We start from the raw sequence: 24,850 nt of genomic DNA on the forward strand, positions 1-24,850 counted from the left end.
CGGCGGCGCTCCGTCCGGGCACCCGTCCGGGCACCCGGCCGGCACGGCCCGTCCCGGGACCGCTCACCCGGGAACCGGACGGCGGCCAGCCGCCGCGAGCGCGGGGGGCGGAGGCTCCCGGGCGCCGCTCCGGCTCCTGGGACCGCCCTGGCTGCGACATACTCCGATGCTACGTCGCGGCGCCTCCGCGCCCTATCGGCACGGGGTATTTTCACCTCGCCCGCTCAGCCCGCTCAGCCCGGTCAGCCCGCCACGCGCCCGCTCAATCGTGTGCCCGCTCAATCGTGTGCTCGCTCAGCCGTGCGCCCGCTCAGCCGCGCGGCACCGTCACCGGGTCGCGCACCGGCCCGCCCCGGGCCCTCGGCGGGCGCCTGCGGCCCACGGACACCGCGATCGCGACCAGGGACACGACCGCGCCGAGACCCGCCGCCACCGCCACGCCGCCGTAGAGGGTGATCCTGGCGCGGTCGCGGTGGACGACGCGCACCGGCTCGGCCGACGGGCCCAGCGGACGGGCGGGATCGTGGCCCCCGGCCCCCCTGGCGGTGAGGGTGTGCCCGGAGATCCTGGCCGCCGCGGCCAGGGCGCGGCCGGCGTTGACCACGCCGAACCCCATGCCGGTGTCGTAGCCGCCGGTGGGCCGCCGGATGACCCCCGCGGTGATCGCCTGCACGACCAGCCCGGGCGACATCTTCGGATGTCTGCTCTTGATGAGGGCGGCGACGCCGGAGACCAGGGCGGTGGCCTGGGAGGTGCCGCGGCCGACCCAGTACTCGTCGCCGGGACCGGCACCGAGGATGTCCACCCCGGGCGCGGCCACCAGGACCGAGGGGTTGCGGTTGGAGAACGAGGCCCGGCGCAGCCCCCGGTCCGCCGCCGCGACCGAGACCACCCCGGGGAAGGCCGCGGGGTAGGAGTAGGGGGCGTGGCCGCCGTCGGCGGGCTCGTCGGCGCCCTCGTTGCCCGCGGCCGCGACCAGCACGACCCCCTTGGAGATCGCGTAGCGGATCGCCGACCGCTCCTGCCGGGTCGCCAGGTCCTTGGAGATCGACATGTTGATCACGTCGGCGCCGTGGTCCACGGCGTACCGGATGCCCTTGGCCACCACGTTCTCGTAGCGCCGGGCGGAGTTGAACTCCTGGAAGCCGGGCTCCTCGTCCTCCAGGATGACCCGTACCGACAGCACCTTCGCCTTCGGAGCGACACCGATCACCCCGTCGGCCCCGCCGGGACCGTGACCGTGACCGGCGATGAGCGAGGCCATGTACGTGCCGTGCAGCCGCAGGGGTCTCACCCACGGCGGGTTGGCCCCCGTCGTGAAGTCCCTGCCCTCGACGACCGAGCCGGCCAGGTCGCGGTGGGAGCGGTCCACTCCGGAGTCGAGCACGGCCACGGTCACGCCCCTGCCCTCGGAGATCCGCCACGCCGCGGGCAGGCCGAGCGTCCGCAGCACCTGCCGCTGGCTGTCCCGGACGTCGTCGGCCCGCGCGGCCGGTACCGGTGCCAGCGACACCAGCGCCAGCGTCGCCAGGGCCGTCATCACCGCCGTCGCGGCCGTCGCCGCCTTCACCGGCCCGGCGGGCGGCCGCGGCGCGCTCAGCACCGCCACTCCGCGGACAGGCAGTCGGGGCGGGCGGGCGTGGACAGGCCGGAGAGGATGTGGTCGGCGATGTCGCCGGTGAACGCGAAGAGGGTGGGGCGCTGCTCGCCGACCGCCTTGGCGGGGCGGCCGTCGGTCTGGCCCGCCGTGGCCATCACCAGGTACGGCCCGGCGTGGCGGGCCACGCTCGCCTGGCGTACGGCCGAGGCGAAGCGGTCGGTGACGGTGCCCGGGAAGGCCAGCGCCCTCAGGCCGGGCGACGGACGGCCCTTCGCGGGCAGCGCCGCCTTCACCCGGGCGGCGCCGATCTCGTCGTTGAAGACCGCGACGCCCACGGTGACGACGACCCCCTGGAGGGCGTCGATGTAGGTGGCGCGCAGGACGCCCAGGCAGCCCGCGCGCCGGAGGGTCCCGCGCAGGCGGGCGTCGACCGCGCCGTCACAGCCGGTCTCCGGGGAGATGCCCACCCGGCGGGCCCGCTCCTCACCACCCTGCTCGGCGGCGTACCGGACGGTCGCGGGGAAGATCCTTCCCGCGGGCCACGCCTGCCAGCGCCTGGCCACCTCGTCCAGGGCCGCCCGGTCCAGCTCCGCCCGGGTCGGGCCGCGGGTGAGCTCCGCCCCGGCGGCGCTGGTCGCCACCCCGGCCACGACCGCGCAGAACAGCGTCAGCACGGAGGCCACGAGCAGCGTCGGCCAGGAACGGCGCCGCTGACGTGGGACTTCATTCACGCTCTCGACCTTAATGCGGCAAGGCTGGTGTCATCCTCCGTTCCGTCCTGATCCGTCGAAACGAAAAGTACTTGACGGTTTGGAAAGTAGAAAGTACTTTCCATAGTAGAAAGAGAGCGAGGAGCCCCGATGAGCATCTCCCCCGAGGACGCCGCCCGCACGCTGGCCGACGTCCGCACCACCCAGGCACGGGCCCTGCGCGCCGAGCCCTGGTTCCCCGCCTGGTACCCCGTCGGCGTGGCCCTCTTCGCCACCGGGGTCACGTTCGTCTCCGAACCCGGCACCGATCCGGCGGTGACGGCCGGTGGCATCGTCGTGCTGACGATCGCCCTGGTCGGACTGGTGCTGAGGCTGACCCTCACCGCCCGGATGCGCGCCCACCGGAGCCTCCTGGAGCCGGCGGCGCTGACGGGGTTCGTCGTCTGGGTGCTGGCGAGCGTGGGCGTGGCGTTCGCCGTCGCCTTCCCCCTGGACGCCGCCGGGGTCGCCTACTCCGGGACGTACGGCTGCCTGGTGATGACGGCGTTCATGGCCGCCACCGGGCCGCTCGTCGGGCGCTGGATATCGAGCCGGCTCGCGGCGGGCGTGGAGCAGGCCAAGGAGACCCGGTGAGCGAGCTCGACCCCGTCATCCACGCGCCCGCCCGGTTGCGGATCGTCTCGCTGCTGGCCGCCGCGGAGGAGGCGGAGTTCGGGTTCGTCCGCGACCAGGTGGGGCTGAGCGACTCGGTGCTGTCCAAGCACGCCGCAGCCCTGGAGGCGGCCGGATACGTCGACATCCGCAAGGGGTACGTGGGCAAGCGCCCGCGCACCTGGCTCAGGCTCTCGGCCCCGGGACGGCGGGCCTACCGGGCGCACGTCTCCGCCCTCCAGGAGATCGTCGCGAGCTCGGGGCTCACCCTCGCCCCGGAGTGACCCCGATCGGCCCGCCCGGTCGGGCGGGGCGGCCCCGGCGGGCACGACGGCCGACGGGACGGAAACGCACAGGACAAAAAAGCGCAGGACGAAACGAAAGGCGCCCCGCGGAGCGATCGCTCCGCGGGGCGCCCGCATACGGGGGGCCGTGCCCGCCCAGCCCTCGAACAGGCCCTAGTAGGCCGGCAGGCTCGGGTCGACCGTCTTGATCCAGCTCAGCACGCCGCCACCGACGTGGACGGCGTCGGAGAATCCGGCGTTCTTGACGACCGCCAGCACCTCGGCGGAACGGGCGCCGGACTTGCAGTGCAGGACGATCTTCTTGTCCTGCGGGAGCCGCTCCAGGGCGGAGCCGTTGAGGAACTCGCCCTTGGGGATGAGCACGGCGCCCGGGATGGAGACGATCTCGTACTCGTTCGGCTCGCGGACGTCGATCACGTAGATGTTCTCGCCCCGGTCCTGCATGGACTTGAGGTCGGCCGCGGTGATGGTGGAGCCGGAGGCGGCCTCCTGGGCCTCCTCGGAGACCGCGCCGCAGAACGCCTCGTAGTCCTCCAGCAGGCTGGTGACCGTGGGGTTCTTGCCGCACAGCACGCACTCGGGGTCCTTGCGGACCTTGACCGAGCGGTAGTTCATCTCCAGGGCGTCGTAGATCATCAGACGGCCGACCAGCGGCTCGCCGATGCCCGCGAGGAGCTTGATGGCCTCGTTGACCTGGATGGAGCCGATCGACGCGCACAGCACGCCGAGCACGCCGCCCTCGGCGCAGGAGGGGACCATGCCGGGCGGCGGGGGCTCGGGGTAGAGGCAGCGGTAGCAGGGGCCGTGCTCGGCCCAGAAGACGCTGGCCTGCCCGTCGAAGCGGTAGATCGAGCCCCACACGTACGGCTTGCCGAGCAGGACGGCCGCGTCGTTGACCATGTAGCGGGTGGCGAAGTTGTCGGTGCCGTCCACGATCAGGTCGTAGCCGGAGAAGATCTCCATCACGTTGTCGGTGGTCAGCGCCTCGTTGTGGACGACCACGTCGACCAGCGGGTTGATCTCACGGACGCTGTCGGCGGCGCTCTCGGCCTTGGGGCGGCCCACGTCGGACTGGCCGTGGATCACCTGGCGCTGCAGGTTGGACTCGTCGACCACGTCGAAGTCGATGACGCCGAGCGTGCCCACTCCCGCGGCGGCGAGATAGAGCAGGGCGGGCGAGCCCAGGCCGCCGGCGCCCACACAGAGCACCCTGGCGTTCTTCAAGCGCTTCTGCCCGGCCATGCCCACGTCCGGGATGATCAGGTGGCGCGAGTAGCGGCGCACCTCGTCGACGGTCAGCTCGGCTGCCGGCTCTACCAGCGGTGGCAACGACACAGTTCTGCTCCCGTTTCAGGGGGTCTCGGCGAATGCGGCTAGCGGCTAGCACAGCACGCTCCCTGCACAAACCAAACCGGTGCCCGGCTCATTCCCCGACCGGCGCGAGGAGCGCCTCACGGATCAGGAGCCTGGCCTCGCGGGCCACCCTTTCGGGCAGTTCCATCTGGGCCACGTGCCCGGCGTCGGGCAGCAGCACCAGCCGTACGCGGGGGAAGGTCCGCCCGGCGCGGGCGGCCATCCGGGGGTTGACGAGCCGGTCGTGGCGGCCGTGGATCACCAGCGTGGGGGCGTTCACCGTGGCCGCCTGGCGCCACAGGTTCGCCTCGCCGCGCCGGAAGTACTCGGCGACGATGCCCCGGGCCGAGTTGACCAGTGCCGCCCCCGAGTACGGCAGCCCGTCCCTGCGCCGCAGTTCCTCGGCCGCCTCCCGCAGGCGGTCCGGGTGGATCCGCCCGACGTCGGCGTAGCACATGGCCATGGTGGCGCCAAGCCTGCGCTCGGCGGGCAGCATGGTCAGCCGGTCCGCGGCCCACTCGCCGAGCCGGGGCACCGTGGTCAGCGCCACCCGCGCCGGCCCGTACCGGGGGACGAGGTCGGGCATGGCCGGTGAGATCAGGGTGAGCGAGCGGACCAGGTCGGGGCGGGTGGCGGCGACCCGGACCGAGACGGCCCCGCCCAGGGAGTTGCCGAACAGGTGGACGGGCGCGGCCGAGACCCGCTCGATCAGCGCGACGACGATCCGGGCGTGGGCGTCGACGGAGTAGTCGCCGTCCGGCGGCTCCGGCGAGTACCCGGCGCCGGGCAGGTCGAGGGCGTGGCCGGTCACCAGGTCGGAGAGCTCGCCCATCAGGTCGGTCCAGTTGGTCGCCGAACCCGCCAGCCCGTGCACGTAGACGGCGGTCTCCGCCGCGTCCCGGGGCGTGGACCGTACGTGGACCCGCTGCTCGCCGAGGTCGACCATCTCCCCCGGCCAGTGGGGGATCGGGATACGCGCCACTGTTCCTCCTACTCGTCCGGCCTCCTTCCACGATAGTTCGGCCCGCGGCGGTTCGGCCGGGGAGCCGCCGGAAGTCCGCGCTCACGGCCGGACGGAGACGCCTTCCCGCGGCCCGCGAGAGCCCCCCCGGGACCGACAAAAGCCACATAAGACCATTTTCATCTAATGCCTTTTATTACAGCATTTATCGCCATTAGGTGGACGGCCTCCCCCGGATTCTCGCCCGGACGGCGGACGGTCGACAACCTCCTTCTCACGCCAGAACCCCAGAACAAATACGACATTAAAGACATTTCATAATATAAGTTACGTTTATTATCTAAGTTCGATAATGGCCAGCCAAGGAAAGGGCAAAAGCCCGCGATCTTCGTTTGTCGTAAGAGATGCGAGGAAACCATGACAAGCAGGGATGGCTGATTGCTGGTCATCTCCGACAATTTCTGGCTTGACCAGAAAATGCCGAAAATCGGGTAACCGAACCTTTCAAGGGGGAAACGCAATGCCCAAGTTCAACAGTGTCATCGCAGGGCTCGCGATCAGCACGGCGCTGACCGGTGGAGTCGTCGGTATGGGCGCAGCGACCACCGTCACGTCCGCCGCCGCCTCGGTCACCACGGTGACCGCCGCCGCCTTCCCGACCCACGGCTGCGGCTACGGCTGGGGTCACCGTCGCCACTGCTGTGGTGACCGGTACCGTCACCACCACAAGCGCTTCAAGCTGATCATCAACAACAACAACGACAACAACAACGAGCTGGAGAACCGCACCGACCGCGTGGTGCCGCTCGTCGCCACCAACCCGGTCGTGCCGGTTCGCTAGTCGCCGAATCGCGGCCACATCCTGATCCGGTGTGACGCGACCTCGGAACGTCGTGAAAATCACGGAAGGATCCGCGGCTCTCCGCGATCCGGACCGTGACGGAGGGACAGGAATTCCGCATCCGCCCAGATCGCTTTCTTCCAGAGGGACGCGACCCGGACGGTGAAGGCGGGAATCCGGGAGCGACTTTCCCGGAGTCCTGACTCTCGACACAGTGCGAGTTCTCATTTCTCACGAACACGGGCGGGGGCAGCGCGGTTCTCGGACCGCGGTGTCCTCGCCCCGCGCCGTCCGCCTTCTTCTCCCCGCTTCCCCTTCTTCCCGGCCGTCCCCCGTCCCCGTCCCCTTCACGACCCCCGCCACCCCGCCGCTCCGGTGCCGCGTCCTTCCCGGCGTGCGGCACCGGAGGTCGTACGCTGGGCCGTGTCCGACGTTTGCGGGAACCGGCACGGGAGATGGAAGGTGCCGTAGCCCGGATGACGACAGGGGATGTCAGATCATGGACGTGCACGGCAAGACCCAGCGTGACGGAACGGCCGACCACCGTGCCGAGGAGCTGCCGGTCGAGACGCCCGAGGCCGACGCCGCCGAGCAGCACCGGCCGGTGCGCGAAGGCGGTTCCGCCTCACCCCTGAGCCCGTCCGCCGACGGTGAGGCCGACCCCTCCGACGTCGTGGAGCAGAGCCGCGCGCCGCGCGAGGACGACCCGGAGTGGCCCGAGGTCATCCCCCTGGAGGCCGACCCGGCCGACGCCTTCGAGCAGCGCCGCACGGTCGAACTCGACGAGGACGACTATCGCTGACGCGCATTACCCACGCGTAGGATGACCCCAGACGCCAGGAGCATCACCCGAGGAGACCCACGTGACCGCTACCCCGGACGCCAAGCCCCGGGGCACCCGGCTGCCCCGGACGGCCCGCCGCCGCCAGCTGCTCAGCGCGGCGCAGGAGGTGTTCGTGGAGAACGGTTACCACGCGGCCGCGATGGACGAGATCGCCGAGCGGGCCGGGGTCAGCAAGCCGGTCCTGTACCAGCACTTCCCCGGCAAGCAGGAGCTCTACCTGGCCCTGCTCGACCTGCACGTGGACGACATGATCACCCGCTGCCGGGACGCGCTCGCCTCCACCACGGACAACAAGCAGCGCGTCCAGGCCGCGATCGGCGCCTTCTTCGACTTCGTCTCCAGCCAGGGTGAGGCGTTCCGGCTGGTGTTCGAGTCCGACCTGCGCAACGTCGCCCCGGTCCGCCAGCGGATGGAGCGCAACCTCCGCGAGAGCGCCGAGATGATCAGCCAGGTCATCCAGGAGGACACCGGCTGCTCCAGCGACGAGGCGCGCCTGCTGGGGGTCGGCCTGGTCGGCATGGCCGAGGTCAGCGCCCGCTACTGGATCACCAGCAACGGCTCCATCCCCAAGGACGCGGCCACCCAGCTCATCGCGCGGCTGTCCTGGCGCGGCATCTCCGGCTTCCCCCGCACCGTCGCCGACCACTGAGGAACGGCCCCGCGTCCTTTCGGGGGCGCCGTCGTGCCGTCCTGAAGCGTCCCGGAGCGACGGAACCGTCCCTCACCGGCGCGATCTCTCCTACGACCGTCCGCCCCGAAGCCCCCCGGACCCCCGGGACCGGCCCGTCCCCGTTCACCCGCCGCGATCACTGTTCGCTTGACGCGATCAGACGGCGCGTCGGATCCCCGATGGGGCGACCATGGGACGAGCAACCCTCATCGAAAGGGAGCAGGATGGAAATCAAGATCGGCGTACGTTCCGTGCACCGTGAACTCGTGGTGGAGACCGACCTCACGGCCGAACAGGTCGAGAACGAGCTGAGCGCGGCCCTCGCGTCCAGCGGCGGCGTCTTCACCATCACCGACGTCAACGGCCGCAAGGTCATCGTCCCCGTCGCCTCGCTCGGCTTCATCGAGATCGGCGAGGAGGAGGCGCGTCCCGTCGGTTTCGGCGGCACGCTCTGACGGATCCCGGGCTCGCGCCAGGTCGTCGCCCCTCACCGGCGTGGCGCGGTCCGCGGATCCGGCACGACGGCCCTCAGGTGCCCGGGCACTCGTCCCGTTCGCCGAACCCGCAGCAGCGGGGGCGCCGGACGCGGCGCAGATGCTCCCGGCCCCGGCCGACGGCCGGGCAGGTCGCGCCCTCCCTGCGCAGCACCGGACGCGAGGTCCAGCGGTTCGGTCCACATCTCGTCAAGGAACTGCCATAGCGGCGCGAGGCCCTCATGCCTGGCACGCTACAGCGGTTCGTCGCCGGACGCTCCCCGATCCACGGACCGGCCCGCCGGTCCGCCTCTCGCGGTCCGCCGACGGACCCGAGGCCCCCCAGGCCCACGACGCCCTCGCGCGGCTCCCACGAGGCCCTGAGGGCTCCCGGGGCGGCGCTCAGGGACCCGGGGTCAGGCCCAGGGCGGCCATCCGCTCGCCGTGCTCCTCGGTCAGCCGGGTGACCATCTTGCCGATCTCCCCTCCGGCCGCCTCGGCCAGCAGCTCCGCCAGCGCGGGCCTGGCCTCGGCCACGTACCGGCCCTGGCTGAGCGCCTCCCCCACCAGCCGCCGGGACCACAGCGCCAGCCGCCCGGCCAGCTTCGGGTCCTCCTCCAGCGCCGCGCGGACCCGCTCGACCGCGAACTGCGAGCGCTCCTCGTCGGCGAGGACCTCGTCGACCAGGCTGCGCGTCTCCTCGCCCATCCCGGCCGCGGCCTCGCGGTAGAACGCCTCGCGGTAGAAGTCGAGGGCGATGCCGGTGCCCACGTACGCCTTGACCAGGGCCTCCAGCCAGTCTCCCGGCGTGGTCCTGGCGTGCCAGGCGTCCAGCGGCCCGACGAACGGCGCCATCGCCTCCTCCGGGTCCACGCCCAGGGAGGCGATCCGGTCGCGCAGAAGCTCGAAGTGCGCGTACTCGACCGCGGCGAGGCCGCCGAGGGCGGCCCGATCCGTCAGCGAGGGGGCGTGGCGGGTGGCGTCCTCGGCGAGTCTGAGGAAGGCTGTCAGCTCGGCGTACGCGAGGACACCGAGCAGGTCGGCGATGCCCGGAGGGGAGTCACTCATGAGGGCAGCCTACGAGCTCTCCGACCTCACGATTCACCGGGAATACGAAGAAATCGGTTCTCCGTTGTGGTATCGAGTACACTGCTCTTGAAAGTGCGACCGCACCGTGTTAATCCGGGATATCCACTCCCGTACGCCCCCAACAGTCGGCGTGACGCCGCAGCGGTCGCTGATGACATGAGAGGGCTGGACCTTCCGCGAGGACCCGGCACGGGGAACACGTTTTCTGCCCGTGGTCCCGGCAGGCCTGCCTTCAACGGAGAATGAGGCAGGCCAAGCTGACGACGTTCCGAGACCTCGGAGTCACCCCAGAGATCGCCGATGCCCTCGAGACCGAGGGCATCATCGCGCCGTTCCCTATCCAGGAGATGGCACTCCCCCTGGCCCTCAACGGCCAGGACATCATCGGCCAGGCGCGTACCGGCACCGGCAAGACCTACGCCTTCGGCGTGGCCATGCTGCAGCGTGTCGGCAAGCCCAGGAAGAACCGCAAGAAGCCCCGCGGGCTGGTCGTCGTGCCGACCCGCGAGCTCGCCGTCCAGGTCACCGAGGACCTCGTGACGGCGGCCGGCAAGCTCGGCTCGCGGATCCTGACCGTCTACGGCGGGCGGGCCTACGAACCCCAGATCGAGGCGCTCAAGCAGGGCGTCGACGTCATCGTCGGCACCCCGGGCCGTCTGCTCGACCTGGTCAAGCAGAAGCACCTCGACCTCAGCCAGATCGGGACCCTCGTCCTGGACGAGGCCGACCGGATGCTCGACCTGGGCTTCCTGCCCGACATCGAGCGGATCATCAAGCTGATCCCGGCGGAGCGGCAGACGATGCTGTTCTCCGCGACCCTGCCGGGCGAGATCGTCGCCCTGTCCCGGCGTTACCTCACCCGTCCCACCCACGTGCGGGCCGAGAACAACGACATCGAGGCCGAGGCAACCCCGCAGACGACCCAGTTCGTCTGGCGCACGCACCGGATGGACAAGATCGAGATCGTCGGCCGCCTGCTGCAGTGCGAGGGCCGCGGGCTGACGATGATCTTCTGTGAGACCAAGCGCGCCTGCGACATGGTCGTCGAGCAGCTCAAGGAGCGCGGCTTCGCGGCCGCGGCCGTCCACGGCGACCTCGGGCAGGGCCAGCGCGAGCAGGCCCTGCGGGCCTTCCGCAACGGGAAGATCGACGTACTGGTCGCGACCGACGTGGCCGCGCGCGGCATCGACGTCGACGACGTCACCCACGTCGTCAACTACGACTGCCCGCAGGACGAGAAGGCGTACGTCCACCGGATCGGCCGCACCGGCCGGGCCGGCAAGACGGGCATCGCGGTGACCTTCGTCGAGTGGGAGGACATGACCCGCTGGAAGGTCATCAACAACGCGCTGTCGCTCTCCTTCCCCGAGCCGGTCGAGACCTACTCGACCTCCCCGCACGTCTTCAGCGACCTGAACATCCCCCCGGGCACCAAGGGCGTGCTGCCGCGCGCCAACCGGTCCCGCGCGGGCCTGGCCGCCGAGGAGGTCGAGGACCTCGGCGAGACCGGGCGGATCCGTTCCCGCTCCCCCCGCAAGGGACGCGAGGACGACTCCCCCCGGGGACGCGACGACTCCCGCAGGGGACGCGACGACGAGCGTGAGGAGCGCCGCGAGCGCCCCGCGCGCACGTCCCGCGAGCGCCGTCGCACCCGTGGCGGCCGGACCGGCGAGGAGACCCCCGCGCCGATCACGTCCGAGGAGCCCCGGCAGGTCCGGGACGTCCAGCCGGTGCAGGACGCCCTGCCGGCCCAGGACGTCCTGGCGGTCCGTGAGGTTCAGCCCCCTGTCGTCGAGATCGCCGAGGTGGAGACGGACGTGGCACGCCGCAAGGACATCCGTGACGACATCCGTGACGACCGGCACGCCGAGTCCGCGCCCCGCCGGGGCCGGGCCCGCAAGGCCGGCCTGAACCCGGAGGTGAGCCTCGTCGGCACACCCGAGACGCAGGCCCACGCCGAGCCGGCCGAGGACGAGACGGCCCCGCGCCGGCGCCGCGGCAGGCGCGAGCAGGTGGCCGAGACGGCCCAGGCCCCCTCGTGGGCCGAGGAGCCGGTGACGGATCTGAGAGAGGACGACGACACCATGGCCGAGCGCTGGGACGACGAGCCCGTGGCGGAGGCCCCCGCGCCCCGGCCGCAGCCCGAGAAGATCATTCCCCCGAGCCCGTTCTCGGTGATCTTCAAGTCGCCCGACCTGGCCTCGGAGGACGACGAGATCGCCCCTTCGGCGGCCTCCGAGCGTGTGCAGAGCCGTCGCCGGCCGCAGGTGCGCGGCCAGCAGCAGCGGGGACCGCGCCGTCCGAGCTGACGGTGCCGGTGCCGGAAAGGGGCGCGACCGTACCGGTGGCGCCCCTTTTCGCGTTCCCGCACGCACGGAGCGATCCCAACAAGAGAGGTATCGTGGGGCCACGTGAGTACGCCGCGTTTTCTGACCCTGCCTCCAGGCGTCCGCTCCCGCCGGATCGAGACGGCCGTCGGCGCCTTCGCCGCGCTTGAGGCCGTACCCGTCAGCGGCATCCCCGAGCGCCGGCCCGCACTGCTGGTCCCCGGCCTGACGGGCAGCAAGGAGGACTTCATCGCGGTCCTGCAGACGCTCGCCCAGTCGGGGCGCCAGGTCGTCGCGATCGACATGCGGGGCCAGTTCGAGACCGGCGGCCCTGACGACCGGTCCGCCTACACCTGCGCCGCGCTCGGCAACGACGTGGACGTGCTGGCCCAGGTGATCGGTCACGGCGCCCCCGTCCACCTGGTCGGCCACTCCTTCGGCGGCCTGGTCACCCGGGAGGCGGTCATCGACGGCCGTACCCGCTTCGCCTCCTACACGCTGATGAGCTCCGGGCCCGCCGCGATCGTCGGTCCCCGGGCGCGGGCGGGCCGTTTCATGATCTCCGAGCTGCCCGAGCAGGGGCTGGAGCACATGTGGCACACCCGGATGGAGCCCGAGGCGATGGCGGCCGGCGTGTCGGAGGAGATCGTCGCCTTCCTGCGCAAGCGGCTGTTCGCCAACTCCGTCACCGGCATGTTCGCGATGACCGAGGAGGTGCTCTCCGCGGTGGACCGCTGCGACGAGCTCACCCAGGTCGAGGTCCCCACCCTGGTGCTGTACGGCGAGCACGACGACGGCTGGCCCCCGCACATGCAGGCGGAGATGGCCCACCGGCTGGACGCCGACTGCGTGGTCGTCCCCGGGGCGGCCCACTCCCCCGCGGTGGAGGCCCCGGAGACCACCGCCGCCGCCCTCATCCGCTTCTGGAACGCCGCCGAGAACCCGCTGAGGAGCTGATCCGGCACGGGGACGACGTGTCCCGCCGGGCGCGGTGCGGCGGTTCCCCCACCGCGCCTGCCCGCCGGGTGCACGGACGTCTCGGCCCGCACCGCGTGTGCGGGGGCCGGACGGGCGCGTCCCTAGTCCGCCAGCGCGGCCCAGGGCTCGCGGTCCTCGCCCGCGGCCTGCCCCTCGGGACAGTGACGGCGGAAGTCGCACCACGAGCAGAGCGGTCCGGTACGGGGCGGGAAGATCGCGTCGATCTCGGGGGGCACGGCGGGCGGGGTCCGGTCGGCGCCCGCGGCCCGCGCGGAGGTCCGCCCGCTGGCGGGGCGGGCCTCGGCGGCCCAGGCCCGGTAGCCGTCGTCGGCCCGCGACGCCTCCTCGGCGATCTCCTCGGCGTGGCCGAGGTGGCGGGCCAGGGACTCGTCGGTGTGCTCCCACTCCACGATCGAGGCGGTCGGCAGGTGGTGGAGCTCGACGCGGTGGCAGGGCCGGTGCAGCATCCGCGAGGAGGCGATGGCGTAGACCGCCAGGGCGAGCGAGGAGCGGGCGTCGTCGGTGTCCAGCGGGCGGCGGCCGGTCTTGTAGTCGACCACGACCAGTTCCTCGCCGCGCCGGTCGAGCCGGTCGATCCTGCCGGACAGGGCCAGGGTCGCGGTCCGCGTGGCCACCGTGCGCTCGACGCCGACCGGTTCGGCGGCGGGGTCCAGGCTCGCCACGTACCCGGAGACCATCTCCCGGGCCCTGTCCCGCCAGGTGGCCGACTGCTCGGCGTCACGGAACCCCTCGCCGATCCACCCCCGGTCGAGCAGCAGTCCGGCGACCTCGGGCGTGCGCCGCTCGGGCGGCTCCCGCCACCAGGCGGCCAGGGCGTTGTGCACGCTGGCGCCCACGCTGTTGTGCGCCCAGGGCCGGCCCCTCTGCGGCGCCGGCCGGTCCATGTAGGTGAACCGGTAGCGCCGGGGGCAGTCGAGCCAGGTGTTCAGCCGCGACGGCGTGCAGGAGTACAACCGCCGCGGCATGCCCTCCAGGGGAAGCTGGTCCATCGAGGACTATTCGTCCCGCAGGTTCAGCCGGATTCCCGCCGCGCGCGTGCCGTCGGTCAGCGGACCCTCCTCCTCGGGGGCCTCCGCACCACGGGTCAGCGAACCGGAGAGCCAGGCGTCGAACTGGGGCTCCAGGTCGCCGACGGTGCTCTCCTCGCCGTGCGCGGGCAGCACCCGGGTGCGGTGGGGGAGGGTGAACAGCCGTCCGCCGATGGCGGTCAGCTGGTCGGCCAGGGCGGGGTACTCTCCGCCGATCCGTCCCGGGCCGTCGGCCTGGAGGGTCTTGCCGGTGAAGACCGCGTCCAGGCCCTCGCAGTAGAGCGAGACGCCGCCCTGGGAGATGCCCGGGGTGGACATGACCTCCAGCTGGACGCCGGCGACCTCGAACAGGCCGTCGTCCTCCATGTCGATGTCGGGCCAGGTGTCGGGCCAGGTCAGCCGCCACAGCGGCCGGTCCTTGGGATGAAGGGCGATCACCGCCTCGTCCCTGGCCGCCACCTCGATGGCCGCGCCCACGTGGTCGGGCAGGCCGTGGGTGCAGATGACCGCCAGCACCTCACGCTCCCCGACCTTCTCCAGGATCTTCTCCGCGTCGCGCGCGGGGTCGATGACGATGGCGTCCTCGTCGTCGCCCAGGATCCACGTGTTGTTCTCGACCTTGTGCTCGACGCCGTCGACATCGACGACGCCCTCGGTCACCACTCGCTCGATACGCGCTGTCACGCTTCCGAACTTTACTGCCTGATCCCGCCCCGCGGTCCGGAGCGGCGTCCGCGATACGCGCGCTGCTGGCAACCTCTGGAGCAGTACGCCCGCGGGCGCCCCGTCCCGCCGCGTTCCATGGCGGTGCCGCACACCACGCACGAGAGGCTTTCATCACGTCTTTCGTCACGTTGACGGACCAGCACCTCGACGCCGTCCAGCACCCGCCGCAGGCCGAACTCGAAGGGGTCCTCGGGCTCGTCGTAGCCGCCCGCCTCCCACACGGCGGTCAGCGTCGGATAGCGGGACAGCTCCGCGTACAGGGACTCCCTGGCCCCCCACCAGTCCTGTTCGGAGACGCCCGTCCGCCGCTCGACCCTGGCGACCTCCGCCTCCCTGACGGCCTCGCCCTCCACGAAACGGCCGACCAGGCCCACCACGGCGACCATCTCGGCGGGGCCGAGGCCGATCCCCGCCACGGTGGCGAGCGCGTGCTCGAAGCCGGCGACCGCGTTCGGCCCGGGGACGGTCCGCGTGCCGCGCACCCCGGCCAGCCAGGGATGGCGGTGGCACAGCGCCCGGTGGCGCCGTGCCCACGCCTCCAGGGCCTCGCGCCACCCGTCCCGATCGCCCGCACCGGCCGGCGGTTCCGCCTCGGCCACGGTCTCGCCCAGCACCGCGTCGCACATCAGGTCGACGAGCTGCGTCTTGCCCGGAACGTGCCGGTAGAGCGACATGCCGGTGAAACCGAGCCGCTCGCCGACCCGGCGCATGGACAGCGCCTCGATCCCCTCGGCGTCCGCGATCTCGACGGCGGCGCGCACGATCGCGCCGACGCTCAGCCCCTGCCTGGACGCGGCGTCCCGCGGCTCCCGCCACAGCAGCTCGACGGTCCGGTCCGGATCCTCCTGGGCGGCCACCGTCCTCCTCCCTTGACGCTCGGCCCCGGCATCTGTTTATAGTGTATAGATTTGTTTACAGCATAAACAAGGAGCCCTTCTTGAACGAACTCTACGTGTCCCCCTCCGGTGACGACGCCGGGCCCGGCACCTCCGGGCGGCCGCTGGCGACCCTCGCCCGCGCCCGCGACCTGGCACGCGACCTGGCACGCGACCTGGCACGCGACCTGGCAAGAGATCGGGCGGAGGATCGAGCGGGGGATCGGACGCGGGACCCGGCACGTGACGCGCCCGTCGTGGTGCACCTGCTCCCCGGCGTCCACCGGCTCACCGAGACCCTGGAACTCACCGAGGCCGACTCCGGCGTGACCTACCGGGGCGGGGACGGTGGCGAGACCGTCGTCAGCGGCGGCAGGCGGATCACCGTCCGGCACGGGCTGGACGGCGTCTGGACGGCCGAGGTCGGCGACCTGGAGACCCGCGGCCTGCACGTCGGCGGACGCAGGGTGGAACGGGCCTGGATCGACGGCCTCCCCGGCAACGCCGTCAGGACCGCCACCGGGTACGTCACCGACAGCGCGGAGCCGCTGAGCTGGGGCAATCCCGCCGACGTGGAGTTCGTGCTGCGCGGCGTCTACCCGTGGACCGAGGCCCGCCTCGGCGTCGCCGCCGTCGAGGCCGACGGGGACTCGACCGTCGTCACCATGGCCGAGCCCGCCTTCGGCTGGGCCGTCGAGCTCTACAACTCGGTGGTGCCCTGGGAGGGCGGGGGCGAGTCCTACGGCCCCGGCCTGCCGACCCGGGTGGAGAACGGCACGGGGTTCCTGACCGAGCCGGGCACCTTCGTCCTGGACACCTCCCTGCCGGGAGGGCACGTACTGCGCTACCGGCCCCGCCCCGGCGAGGATCCGGGGCGGACCGAGGTCGTCGCGTCCGCCCTGGAGACCCTGGTGAGGGTCACGGGCGCGCGCGACGTCGCCTTCGAGGGCATCACCTTCGCCGACGCCACCTGGCTGCGGCCGAACCGTCCCGAGGGCTTCCTGCACTACCACGGCACCGGCTACTACGACGGAGGCCCGATCGAGAAGGTGTCGTTCGCCGAGGGGGCGTGGGTGACGGTCCCGGCGGAGTCCCTGACGATCCCCGCCAACGTCGTGTTCGAGGACGCCGTACGGGTGACGGTCGAGGGGTGCCGCTTCACCCGGCTGGGCGCCACGGCGCTGCGGTTCTCCGGCGGCGCGGACGTCCTGGTCCGCGGCAACGTGTTCGAGGAGGTCTGCGGCGGAGGGCTCACCGTCACCGGGAGCCGGGCGGTCACGATCGAGAACAACCTGGTCCGCGACACGGGGCTGGAGTACTCCGGCTCGCCCGGTATCGCGGTGGCCGGGGGCGAGGACTGCGTGATCGCCTGCAACCAGGTGAACGACGTCCCGCACTGCGGCATCGTGGCCGGTCCAGGCCGGGGCACCCACATCCTGCGCAACCTCGTCTTCAACACGCTGAAGGTGCTGGCCGACGGCGGCGGGATCTACCTGTCCGGCCCGCAGGGCGGCTCCCACGACGACGGCGCGCTGATCCGCGGCAACGTCGTGCGGGACACGCTCACGCCGTACAACTTCGCGCTCTACACCGACTACGGCGCCGCCTGGGTCACCGTCGAGGGCAACGCCGTCCAGCGCGCCGACAACACCGCGACCCTGCAGGTGTGGCCGCCGCTGGAGAACGTCGTCCTGCGCGGCAACCTCTGGGACGCCGCCCCGGTGGGCTGGGACGAGCCCCCGCCGGGCGTGACCGTCGAGGGCGACGTGGTGGTCACCGACGAGGCCGACTTCGCCTCTCGCGCGGCCGGCGTCGTCGCCCTGGCGGGCCTGGAGGCCGGTCACGCCCACCTGAGGGAGCGGCGACCGGTCTCCTGACCGCACCGGGAGCCGGCGCCGGCCTTCCGTCCGGGAAGCCCGCGACCGGCCCCGGCCGTCCGGGAGCCGGTGACACCGGCCTTGGCCGTCGGGAGGAACCGTTCCGCTAGCCTTCCGGGGTGCCGAGGGCCGCCAGGCGCGGGGAGAACGCCCCGAAGGGGAGGTCGAGGGCCTGGTCGCGCTCGCGCAGGTCGCGCAGGGACAGCTCGGCCAGGGTGATCAGATGGCCCGCCTCGACCGGCCACACGATCGCCCAGAGCCAGTTCCCCAGGGCCTCCCCGGCGTAGACGGCCCGGTCGGGGGCCGCGGTGACGCACCACAGGGCGGTCGGGTGTCCTCTGACGTCGACCTTGGCGTGCGGCGGGCCCTTGTCGAACCCGGTCCCCGGATCGGTGCCCTCCAGCCCGGCGAGGGCCGCGCCCAGCCCCACACCGGGCTCCTCGGCGACGATCAGCAGGTCGGCGGGCCCGTGGGTCAGCGAGGGGCCGGAGAGCGCGGTCACGGTCGCCCGCGCGCCGTCGCGCTCGTCGCCCACGTCGGCGAACCCCGTGACCAGCCAGCCCGCGGGCAGCGGCCAGGGGACCCAGACGGGGACCTGGGACAGGCGGGTGACGGCCTCCACCGAGGCCGCGGAGGGGGATCTGGGCGGCCGGAGCGGGAGGACGTCGCCGTGCGGACCGCAGCTCCATGCACTCGACCAGGCACCCGGCGGGCGGAGCGGACCGAAACACCGTGGGCACGTAGGGGCGGCTTTCACGCCTACCCACGCTGCTTCTTCCGGCGCCCGTCGTCAAGAGGTCTGTCCGTTATCACACTGTAATGTTGTTCAGGTGCGCGTAAATTGTGTCGGGGCGATCGTCGTCGACGCCTCCGGACGAATGCTCCTGGTCCGTCGCGGCCGTCCCCCCGGCGAGGGGCTGTGGTCGATCCCCGGTGGCCGGGTCGAGCCCGGGGAGTCCGATCCCGAGGCGGTGGCCAGGGAGGTCCTGGAGGAGACCGGCCTGACCGTCGCGCCCGGCCCCCTCGCCGGGACCGTCGACCGTCCCGGCGTCGACGGGGCCGTGTACGAGATCCGTGACTACCTGGCCGAGGTCACCGGCGGCGCGCTCACCCCCGGGGACGACGCCGTGGACGCCCGGTGGGTCGCCCCGGCCGAGTTCGGCTCGCTCCCCCTCGTCCCCGGCCTGCTGGACGCGCTGACCGGGTGGGGCGTCATCGGGCCGAGGTGAGCGTGGAGCGCCACAGGATGAGGTGGTCGGCGCTGTAGGTCGTGGAACGCCCCAGGGCCAGCACCTGCCCCGCGGAGACCGCCACCGCGCCGAGCCACTGGGCCCCGTCGCCGTCCAGGCCGTCCGGCCCGCCCCGGCCCGGGGTGTGCCGCTTCCAGGTCAGCCCGTCCTCGGAGATCCAGGCCACGCTGTCACCGGAGCCGGGGACCCCCTGCCAGCCGACCGCGATCACACCCTCCGGTGTCGCGGCGAGGTCGTGGACCGCCGACGCCCGGTCGGCGGGGAGCCAGGAGAACTCCCAGCTCATCCCGTTGTCGGTGGAGACGGCGCCGAAGGCCCGGACGCCGTCCTCGGTACGGGCGGTGCCGCCGACGACGACGTACCCGCCGAACAGGACCACGTGCCGCAGTCCCGCGGAGGTCGCCCCCGGGGGCAGGACCGGCTTGCGCGCGTTCCAGGTGACCCCGTCGGCCGAGACCCAGACCACCCCGGTCTCGCGCTCGGCCGTGCCGGTGCCGCCGACGGCCACGTACCCGGACGAGGTCGCGGAGACGTCGTGGAGCCGCACCCCCGTGCCGCCCGCGGGGAGCCTGGCCGCGCGGGTGTAGCGCTTGAGGTCGGGGGTGAACCACAGCACGGGCACGGTCGCGGCCGGGCCACGGTCCTCGCCCGCCATGACGTAGCCGGACGCGCCCGCCGCCACCGCGTGCGGGGCGAGGAAGTCGTGGTCGGCCGCGGGCGCCAGCGGGCCCAGCAGCGGCACCCTGCGCCAGCTCTCGCCGTCCGTCGAGGTGACCAGCAGCGGCTCGGTGGAGGAGGCGTCGGTCATCGTGCCGCCCACGGCCAGCCATCCCCGCTCGCCGTGCGCGACGTCGGCGAGCGCCTGCCGCCACGGGCCGCCCAGCAGCCGTGCCGGGCCGCCCGACGTCCAGTTCTGGCGGCCGGTCCCCATGCTCCAGATGCCGGCGTCGCCGGAGACGGAGCCGACCGCGACGAACCGGCCGTCCCCGGCGGCGACCCTGGCCGTCTCCCTGGCGGCCCTGGTCAGGCCCTCGATCCCGTCCAGGGTGACCGGCCGCGGCTCGCCGCCCTTGGGCGCGGTGATCAGGACCACCCGGTTGTCCACGTCGGCGGCGCGCTCGTCGCCTCCGACGACGAGCGTTCCGGCGTCGGACAGGGCCAGGGCCCGCAGCGAGCCCGGCACCGTGCCGAGGTCGGTGGTCCTGCGCCAGTCACGGCCGTCGGTGCTGGTGTGGACGGTGTAGCGCTCGAAACCCGACTCGACGACCGCGGCCACCCCGGCCGAGGAGGAGGCCAGGCGCTTGACGCCCGAGCCGTCGGGTCCCAGGCCGGTGATGGTCCCGCAGGCCTTCCAGTCGGCGCCCTCGGGCGAGCAGTGGACGCGCACCTCGCCCTTGTCGTCGCGCTGCTGGGTCGGGACGAGCACGAACCCGTTCCCGGCCACGGCCAGCGCGCCCGGCTCGGGGACGACGCCGTCGAGGGCGGCACCGGTCCGCTGCCACGTCCTGCCCCCGTCGGTCGAGCGCAGGACGACCGAGGTGGACTGTCCCTGTCCGGGATCGGCCAGCGCGACGACGGTGTCCCCGGCGGCGACGACCGCCTTGATGCCCCGGACCTTGTCCGGTGTGCCGATCTCCCGGGTCTCCACCCGGTCCCAGGTCCGCCCGTCCGGGGAGACCCAGGCGACGGCGCCGGTACCGCCGTCCTGCAGCACCGTCGCGCCGACCGCGACGAAACCGGACCGGGTCCTGGCCAGGTCCATGATCTTGTCGCCGCGTGAGAAGGCGTCCGCCAGCCCGGCCGGGTCGACGAGGGTCCACTCCTCGCCGTCGGTGCTGGTCCACAGGCCGTGCCCGGAGCCGAGGGGGTCGTTGCCCGCGGCCAGCCAGCGGCCGTCGCCGCCCGCCACCCGGCCCACCGTGGTCGGCCCGGTCTCCTGCCCCGCCGGGCCGGTGACCTTGCCGAGCCGCCAGGTCGCGCCGGAGTCGGAGGAGACCAGGAACAGCGGCCGGGGAACCGGGCTGGTGGTGTCGCTGCCGACCGCGACCATGACCGATCCCACCGCGCTCACCGCGTTGAGCACCTGGTTGGAGCCGTTGCCGCCGACACCGGCCTGCGGCACGAAGTCGTCGTCGCCCGTCCCGACCTCGTCGCCGACGAGCTGGAGCCCGGTGGCGAACGGGCTGTTCACCCAGCCCCAGTAGACCAGGCCGCCGCCGACGGTGACCGCGAGGACCACGACCATCAGGAACGGGAGCACCAGGCCCCGGCCGCGCCTGCGCCTGGTCGGGCTGGAGCGCCGGACGGCCGAGGGCGCGGCGGCCGGCCGGTGGTGCCGTCCGCCGTTGGGGCCGCGCCTGCCCGGCGGGCCCTGCGCGACGAGCAGGTCGGGCCTGGCGGGCCTTCCTCCCGGCGGGCGGCCCACCCGGCGTACCGGCTCGAAGTCGTCCTCGACCGGCTCGGCGTGCCGGTCGGGCTCGGCATGCCGGTCGGGCTCGGCATGCCGGTCGGGCTCGGCGTGCCGTTCCGGTCCGGCGTGCCGTTCCGGTTCCGGTACGGCCGCGGCGGGCCGCTCCGGCTCCGGTGCGGGTTCGGGGGTCGCCGGGATGCTCGGTCCCACCCTGATCCCCTCCCGGGGCGGGACGGGCGGCGGGGCCGCGTCCTCTCCGGCCCGCTCACGGGGCGGGACGGGCAGTGGGGCCGCGCCTTCCTTCCCGGTCCGCTCCCGGGCCGCGTCTTCCTTCCCGGCCCGCTCACGGGGAGGGCCGGAGGCCACCAGGAGGTCGGGCCGCTCCGCCCGCCTCCTGCCCCTGCGCTCGGGCGCAGGGCCGGAGGCGACCAGCAGGTCGGGACGGTCCACCAGGCGCGGGCGGCCGCCCTCGGGCACGGCGTGACGTCCCGGCCCCGGCGGCCGGTCACCGGAGGGCCCACCCTCGGCGGAGGCCGGGGCAGGAGGGCCGGAGGCCCGGTCAGAGGGGCCGGATGCCGGGCCAGGGAGGCCGGAGGCCGGCAGAGGGGGTGGGGACACGGGCGGGGGTGCCTGCGGGGACGCGGGCGGTGGCGTCGGCGGGGTGGCGGGGGGTGACTCGGACGGCGTCCCGGAGGCCGAGGGCCCGGCCGGGCCGGGAGCGGGCGCGTAGGGCCTGCTGTAGGGACGGCGGCGCTCGCCACCGAGCCCTTCGGGACGGGCCCGGGGCGGCTCGTCGTCGTCCGGGGTCGGCGCCGAGAACGGCGGGAGCATCCACGGGGAGGCCAGCGGCACCCCTCGCGGGTCCTCGCCGGAGGGGCCGGGCGGGGAGTGCTGGAGGGTGGGCGGGGAGTCGTACGAGCCGGGCGCGTGGGGGTCCGGGGTGTGAGGGTGGTCCGGGGCGTGAGGGCTGGAGGTGTGGGGGTCCGGGGTGTGGGGGTGCCGCCGTCCCGCCTGGTTCGTGGCGTCGTCGCGGTCGCCGTGCCGGTGCGCGCCGGGGTCGCGGACGTCGTCGCCGTACGCATCGTCGTGGACGCCGTCGTGGACGCCGTGGCCGTGCGCGCCGTCGTGGATGCCGTCCTGAACGCCGTGGCCGTGCGCGCCGTCGCCGTGGACGCCGCCGTCGCCCTCCGGCCACTCTCTCGAGCGCGGGTCGTGGGAGCCCGAGGCCACGCTCAGCACCTCCTCGTAGGAAGCCCGTTTCGGCCCGGGGTCACCACCCCGGATCGTTCCAGTCATCTCCGCGCCGGTAGGCCGCAACCTCTACGGATGCGGCAAATCGAACGCGACCCTACTCCTACCCCGTTCCCCGTAAACGATCACCTCCCGCGATCCGCCGCCTGAGGCCGGTCGCCCACAGTCCAGAGCAACACGTCCGGGCCGCGATGACGAGACCTCTCTAGTCAGATTTATCGAGCGAGCGCCGGACTTGCGATGGTTTGTCCGCATAATTTTGGGTTCACCGGTCGGCCAAGAACCTGTACGAAAGATTTCGGCCATCTTTTCCGGACGCTGGGGTTCGCTTCGTGCCACCCTGTGCGCATTAGTTCACAGACTGCCGGGGGCGGCGGCATGTAGACCTGAGCCTGAAACCCACCACCCCAGGGAGCAGACATGAAACGGCTGGGGCCCGTATACACACTGGCCGCCGGAGCGGCGATGGCCGTCGCCCTCGGCACGATCAGCGCCACCACCACACCCACCGCCCAGAACGCCGCAGCTCAGGGCGACACGGCCGCGGCGGTGATCGAGGCCACCTCCGAGGCCACGCCCACGGCCACCCCCGATGCCGCCAAGACCGTCAAGCCCACCCCCGTCAAGGCCGACTACGCCGGGCGGGTCACCGGCAACGGCGGGCTGATCGCCATCTCCATCCGGAACGGCAAGGCCGTCGCGTACTTCTGCGACGGCAGGATCGAGGCCTGGCTCAAGGGCAAGGCCGCCGACGGCAAGGTCACCCTGTCCGGCCGGAACGACGCCTCGATCACCGCGAAGCTCGGCGGCGGCAAGGCCGCCGGGACCCTTGCGTTCAACGGCAGGAAGTGGACCTTCAACGCCCCGGTCGTGAAGAAGCCCTCCGGCCTCTACCGGGCCACCGCGGTCGTCCGCGGCGCGAACGTCCGCGCCGGGTGGATCTACCTGGACGACGGCACCCGCGTCGGCCTGACCGTGGTGAACGACGAGGTCGCCGACGTGGCGATACCCGAGCCGGGCCAGAACGCCGTCGTCGACGGTGTCGAGGTCGACCCCCAGGACGTCGACGAGTTCATCGAGGGCTTCTGATGAGTGACACACAGATCACACCGGTCCCGCAGCGTCAGAACCTCACCCCGCTCCTGGTCCCGCTCGTCGTGGGCGGGCTGGTCGCGGTCGGCCTGGGCGTCTACGGACGCCTGCACGCGCCCACCGGGTACGCGATCGGCGTGGCGGGCTTCTCCGGTGCGCTGGCCATGAAGTCCTGGCTCACCACCGGCGCGTTCCTGCTCGCGCTGGTCCAGCTGTTCTCGGCCCTGGTCATGTGGGGCCGGATCAAACTGGACGTACCGTGGATCGGGACCCTGCACCGCTGGTCGGGACGGCTGGCGTTCGTGCTGACGATCCCGGTGGCAGTGCACTGCCTGTACGCGCTGGGCAGCCAGTTCGACGTGCCGCGGGTGATGATCCACTCGCTGCTCGGCTGCTTCTTCTACGGCGTCTTCACCGCGAAGATGCTCTCCCTGCCCAAGCGGGGGCTGCCCGGCTGGACCCTCCCGGTGCTGGGCGGGCTGACCTTCGTCGCCCTGACCGGGCTCTGGCTGACCTCCTCGTTCTGGTTCTTCACCACCATCGGGGTCAAGCTGTAGGCGGCGTGAAGGCGGTGGTCCGCTCCAGACCGGCGGCCCTGCCCTTCGCGGCCACCACCAGCGCCATCTTCCGGGACGCCTCGTCGATCATCTCGTCGCCGAGCATGACCGCGCCGCGCATCTCGACCGTCGTGTGGTACTCGTACGCGTCGAGGATCAGCTCGGCGTGGTCGTAGTCCTGCTGCGTGGGTGAGAACACCTCGTTCGCGGCCTCGATCTGGGAGGGGTGGAGCACCCACTTGCCGTCGAAGCCGAGCGCGGCGGCCCGGCCGGCCACCCGGCGGAAGCCGTCCAGGTCCTTGATCGCCAGGTAGGGGCCGTCGATGGCCTGGAGGTCGTGCATGCGGGCGGCCATCAGGATGCGCATCAGGACGTAGTGGTAGGCGTCGCCCTCGGTGTAGCCGGGCGGCTGCTCGCCGACCACCAGGGTCCGCATGTTGATCGAGGCCATGAAGTCGGCCGGGCCGAAGACCAGCGTCTCCAGGCGCGGGGACGCGCCGCCGATGGCGTCCACGTTGACCAGGCCCCTGGCGTTCTCGATCTGGGCCTCGATGCCGATCCGGCCCACCGGCAGGCCGTTGGCCTTCTCGATCTGGGTGAGCAGCGTGTCCAGCCACATCACCTGGGCGGCGTCCTCCACCTTGGGCAGCATCAGGCAGTCGACGAACTCCCCCGCGCCCTCCACGACCTCGATGACGTCGCGGTAGGTCCACCGGGTGCCCAGGTCGTTGACCCGGACCACCCTCGTCCTGCCCGACCAGTCGCCCTCCCGCAGGGCCGCCACGACGTTCTTGCGCGCCCCCTCCTTGGCCGACGGCGCGACCGAGTCCTCCAGGTCGAGGAAGACCTCGTCGGCGGGAAGGCCCTGGGCCTTCTCCAGGAAGCGGGGGTTACTACCGGGGACCGCGAGACAGGAACGTCGGGAACGCATGAGTAGAGCTTATGGCGGCTGTTTCATGGC

General features: G+C 72.8%; 24 protein-coding genes. 12 read left to right on the plus strand and 12 right to left on the minus strand.

Features of this window, described 5'->3' with window-relative positions:
• Positions 1–310: 310 nt before the first annotated feature.
• Together ACIBCT_RS12810 and ACIBCT_RS12815 are read right to left on the minus strand one after the other, a co-directional pair.
• Positions 311–1,603: a S8 family serine peptidase gene (locus ACIBCT_RS12810; RefSeq protein WP_399187849.1), complete on the minus strand. Its 1,293-nt coding sequence runs from the start codon at positions 1,601–1,603 to the stop codon at positions 311–313.
• Positions 1,597–2,331, minus strand: a complete 735-nt coding sequence (locus tag ACIBCT_RS12815) for a hypothetical protein (protein ID WP_399187851.1) — start codon at positions 2,329–2,331, stop codon at positions 1,597–1,599. The genes ACIBCT_RS12810 and ACIBCT_RS12815 overlap by 7 nt, the downstream gene beginning before the upstream one ends.
• A 129-nt stretch (positions 2,332–2,460) precedes the next feature.
• Between ACIBCT_RS12815 and ACIBCT_RS12820 the strand changes: the two genes are divergently transcribed.
• On the plus strand, positions 2,461–2,943 hold the full coding sequence (locus tag ACIBCT_RS12820) for a hypothetical protein (RefSeq protein WP_399187853.1): 483 nt from the start codon (positions 2,461–2,463) through the stop codon (positions 2,941–2,943).
• Positions 2,940–3,245, plus strand: a complete 306-nt coding sequence (locus ACIBCT_RS12825; RefSeq protein ID WP_344902289.1) for a transcriptional regulator — start codon at positions 2,940–2,942, stop codon at positions 3,243–3,245. The genes ACIBCT_RS12820 and ACIBCT_RS12825 overlap by 4 nt, the downstream gene beginning before the upstream one ends.
• A 174-nt stretch (positions 3,246–3,419) precedes the next feature.
• On the opposite strand, the gene moeZ is transcribed toward ACIBCT_RS12825, so the two are convergent.
• Both moeZ and ACIBCT_RS12835 read right to left on the minus strand, forming a co-directional pair.
• Positions 3,420–4,601 (minus strand): adenylyltransferase/sulfurtransferase MoeZ, encoded by a 1,182-nt coding sequence (gene moeZ, locus ACIBCT_RS12830; RefSeq protein WP_399187855.1) that lies wholly within the window; start codon positions 4,599–4,601, stop codon positions 3,420–3,422.
• 88 nt (positions 4,602–4,689) lie between these two features.
• Positions 4,690–5,601 (minus strand): alpha/beta fold hydrolase, encoded by a 912-nt coding sequence (locus ACIBCT_RS12835; protein ID WP_399187857.1) that lies wholly within the window; start codon positions 5,599–5,601, stop codon positions 4,690–4,692.
• Between the two features lie 499 nt (positions 5,602–6,100).
• On the opposite strand from ACIBCT_RS12835, the gene ACIBCT_RS12840 reads away from it, so the two are divergent.
• The 4 genes from ACIBCT_RS12840 (at position 6,101) to ACIBCT_RS12855 (ending at position 8,390) form a co-directional block, all read left to right on the plus strand.
• Positions 6,101–6,421, plus strand: a complete 321-nt coding sequence (locus tag ACIBCT_RS12840; RefSeq protein WP_399187859.1) for a hypothetical protein — start codon at positions 6,101–6,103, stop codon at positions 6,419–6,421.
• Between the two features lie 499 nt (positions 6,422–6,920).
• Positions 6,921–7,223 carry a hypothetical protein gene (locus ACIBCT_RS12845; RefSeq protein ID WP_399187861.1) on the plus strand — a complete coding sequence of 101 codons (303 nt, stop codon included), beginning with the start codon at positions 6,921–6,923 and terminating at the stop codon, positions 7,221–7,223.
• 61 nt (positions 7,224–7,284) lie between these two features.
• Positions 7,285–7,914, plus strand: coding sequence for a TetR/AcrR family transcriptional regulator (locus tag ACIBCT_RS12850; protein WP_399187863.1), 630 nt, complete (start codon positions 7,285–7,287; stop codon positions 7,912–7,914).
• 245 nt (positions 7,915–8,159) lie between these two features.
• Positions 8,160–8,390, plus strand: a complete 231-nt coding sequence (locus tag ACIBCT_RS12855; RefSeq protein WP_344902309.1) for a DUF3107 domain-containing protein — start codon at positions 8,160–8,162, stop codon at positions 8,388–8,390.
• A 73-nt stretch (positions 8,391–8,463) separates the two neighbouring features.
• On the opposite strand, the gene ACIBCT_RS12860 is transcribed toward ACIBCT_RS12855, so the two are convergent.
• Together ACIBCT_RS12860 and ACIBCT_RS12865 are read right to left on the minus strand one after the other, a co-directional pair.
• Positions 8,464–8,622: a hypothetical protein gene (locus ACIBCT_RS12860; RefSeq protein WP_399187865.1), complete on the minus strand. Its 159-nt coding sequence runs from the start codon at positions 8,620–8,622 to the stop codon at positions 8,464–8,466.
• A 188-nt stretch (positions 8,623–8,810) separates the two neighbouring features.
• A complete protein-coding gene (locus ACIBCT_RS12865) occupies positions 8,811–9,476 on the minus strand; it encodes a ferritin-like fold-containing protein (RefSeq protein WP_399187867.1) in 666 nt (221 codons plus the stop codon).
• A gap of 263 nt (positions 9,477–9,739) precedes the next feature.
• Between ACIBCT_RS12865 and ACIBCT_RS12870 the strand changes: the two genes are divergently transcribed.
• On the plus strand, positions 9,740–11,806 hold the full coding sequence (locus ACIBCT_RS12870; protein ID WP_399187869.1) for a DEAD/DEAH box helicase: 2,067 nt from the start codon (positions 9,740–9,742) through the stop codon (positions 11,804–11,806).
• Positions 11,807–11,908: 102 nt separating this feature from the next.
• Entirely contained in the window at positions 11,909–12,781 is an 873-nt protein-coding gene (locus tag ACIBCT_RS12875) for an alpha/beta fold hydrolase (protein ID WP_399187871.1), read from the plus strand.
• Between the two features lie 122 nt (positions 12,782–12,903).
• Here ACIBCT_RS12875 and ACIBCT_RS12880 read toward each other — a convergent pair whose 3' ends face one another.
• From ACIBCT_RS12880 to ACIBCT_RS12890, 3 genes are read right to left on the minus strand one after another with little or no spacing between them, the layout of a single operon-like run.
• Entirely contained in the window at positions 12,904–13,812 is a 909-nt protein-coding gene (locus tag ACIBCT_RS12880; protein ID WP_399187873.1) for a RecB family exonuclease, read from the minus strand.
• A gap of 6 nt (positions 13,813–13,818) precedes the next feature.
• Positions 13,819–14,535 carry an MBL fold metallo-hydrolase gene (locus tag ACIBCT_RS12885; RefSeq protein WP_399187875.1) on the minus strand — a complete coding sequence of 239 codons (717 nt, stop codon included), beginning with the start codon at positions 14,533–14,535 and terminating at the stop codon, positions 13,819–13,821.
• 11 nt (positions 14,536–14,546) lie between these two features.
• On the minus strand, positions 14,547–15,434 hold the full coding sequence (locus ACIBCT_RS12890; RefSeq protein ID WP_399187877.1) for a TetR/AcrR family transcriptional regulator: 888 nt from the start codon (positions 15,432–15,434) through the stop codon (positions 14,547–14,549).
• A gap of 80 nt (positions 15,435–15,514) precedes the next feature.
• Here ACIBCT_RS12890 and ACIBCT_RS12895 point away from each other — a divergent pair, with 80 nt between their 5' ends.
• Positions 15,515–17,329: a right-handed parallel beta-helix repeat-containing protein gene (locus ACIBCT_RS12895; RefSeq protein ID WP_399187879.1), complete on the plus strand. Its 1,815-nt coding sequence runs from the start codon at positions 15,515–15,517 to the stop codon at positions 17,327–17,329.
• Positions 17,330–17,435: 106 nt separating this feature from the next.
• Here ACIBCT_RS12895 and ACIBCT_RS12900 read toward each other — a convergent pair whose 3' ends face one another.
• On the minus strand, positions 17,436–18,086 hold the full coding sequence (locus ACIBCT_RS12900) for a DUF6758 family protein (RefSeq protein WP_399187881.1): 651 nt from the start codon (positions 18,084–18,086) through the stop codon (positions 17,436–17,438).
• Between the two features lie 73 nt (positions 18,087–18,159).
• On the opposite strand from ACIBCT_RS12900, the gene ACIBCT_RS12905 reads away from it, so the two are divergent.
• Positions 18,160–18,558, plus strand: coding sequence for an NUDIX hydrolase (locus ACIBCT_RS12905; RefSeq protein WP_399187883.1), 399 nt, complete (start codon positions 18,160–18,162; stop codon positions 18,556–18,558).
• On the opposite strand, the gene ACIBCT_RS12910 is transcribed toward ACIBCT_RS12905, so the two are convergent.
• Positions 18,542–22,285: a hypothetical protein gene (locus tag ACIBCT_RS12910; RefSeq protein WP_399187885.1), complete on the minus strand. Its 3,744-nt coding sequence runs from the start codon at positions 22,283–22,285 to the stop codon at positions 18,542–18,544. The two genes, ACIBCT_RS12905 and ACIBCT_RS12910, sit on opposite strands and share 17 nt — an antisense overlap.
• Before the next feature lie 375 nt (positions 22,286–22,660).
• Here ACIBCT_RS12910 and ACIBCT_RS12915 point away from each other — a divergent pair, with 375 nt between their 5' ends.
• Both ACIBCT_RS12915 and ACIBCT_RS12920 read left to right on the plus strand, forming a co-directional pair.
• Positions 22,661–23,329 carry a hypothetical protein gene (locus ACIBCT_RS12915; protein WP_399187887.1) on the plus strand — a complete coding sequence of 223 codons (669 nt, stop codon included), beginning with the start codon at positions 22,661–22,663 and terminating at the stop codon, positions 23,327–23,329.
• Positions 23,329–23,889, plus strand: a complete 561-nt coding sequence (locus ACIBCT_RS12920; RefSeq protein ID WP_344902344.1) for a DUF6529 family protein — start codon at positions 23,329–23,331, stop codon at positions 23,887–23,889. Before ACIBCT_RS12915 ends, ACIBCT_RS12920 begins: the two co-directional genes overlap by 1 nt.
• Here ACIBCT_RS12920 and ACIBCT_RS12925 read toward each other — a convergent pair.
• The gene (locus tag ACIBCT_RS12925; RefSeq protein ID WP_399187889.1) at positions 23,879–24,820 is read right to left on the minus strand and encodes an HpcH/HpaI aldolase/citrate lyase family protein; all 942 of its coding nucleotides are present in this window, start codon (positions 24,818–24,820) and stop codon (positions 23,879–23,881) included. The genes ACIBCT_RS12920 and ACIBCT_RS12925 overlap by 11 nt on opposite strands.
• Positions 24,821–24,850: the final 30 nt, after the last annotated feature.

Source organism: Streptosporangium sp. NPDC050855 (assembly GCF_044456585.1).
GTDB lineage: Bacteria > Actinomycetota > Actinomycetes > Streptosporangiales > Streptosporangiaceae > Streptosporangium > Streptosporangium longisporum.

What these genes read in the sequence shown, in the direction of transcription:
- ACIBCT_RS12915 (WP_399187887.1), top strand. Translation starts at nt 22,661, where the DNA reads ATGAAACGGCTGGGGCCCGTATACACACTGGCCGCCGGAGCGGCGATG.
- ACIBCT_RS12840 (WP_399187859.1), top strand. Translation starts at nt 6,101, where the DNA reads ATGCCCAAGTTCAACAGTGTCATCGCAGGGCTCGCGATCAGCACGGCG.
- ACIBCT_RS12920 (WP_344902344.1), top strand. Translation starts at nt 23,329, where the DNA reads ATGAGTGACACACAGATCACACCGGTCCCGCAGCGTCAGAACCTCACC.
- ACIBCT_RS12855 (WP_344902309.1), top strand. Translation starts at nt 8,160, where the DNA reads ATGGAAATCAAGATCGGCGTACGTTCCGTGCACCGTGAACTCGTGGTG.
- ACIBCT_RS12870 (WP_399187869.1), top strand. Translation starts at nt 9,740, where the DNA reads ATGAGGCAGGCCAAGCTGACGACGTTCCGAGACCTCGGAGTCACCCCA.
- ACIBCT_RS12910 (WP_399187885.1), bottom strand. Translation starts at nt 22,285, where the DNA reads ATGACTGGAACGATCCGGGGTGGTGACCCCGGGCCGAAACGGGCTTCC.
- ACIBCT_RS12880 (WP_399187873.1), bottom strand. Translation starts at nt 13,812, where the DNA reads ATGGACCAGCTTCCCCTGGAGGGCATGCCGCGGCGGTTGTACTCCTGC.
- ACIBCT_RS12925 (WP_399187889.1), bottom strand. Translation starts at nt 24,820, where the DNA reads ATGCGTTCCCGACGTTCCTGTCTCGCGGTCCCCGGTAGTAACCCCCGC.
- ACIBCT_RS12845 (WP_399187861.1), top strand. Translation starts at nt 6,921, where the DNA reads ATGGACGTGCACGGCAAGACCCAGCGTGACGGAACGGCCGACCACCGT.
- ACIBCT_RS12820 (WP_399187853.1), top strand. Translation starts at nt 2,461, where the DNA reads ATGAGCATCTCCCCCGAGGACGCCGCCCGCACGCTGGCCGACGTCCGC.
- ACIBCT_RS12865 (WP_399187867.1), bottom strand. Translation starts at nt 9,476, where the DNA reads ATGAGTGACTCCCCTCCGGGCATCGCCGACCTGCTCGGTGTCCTCGCG.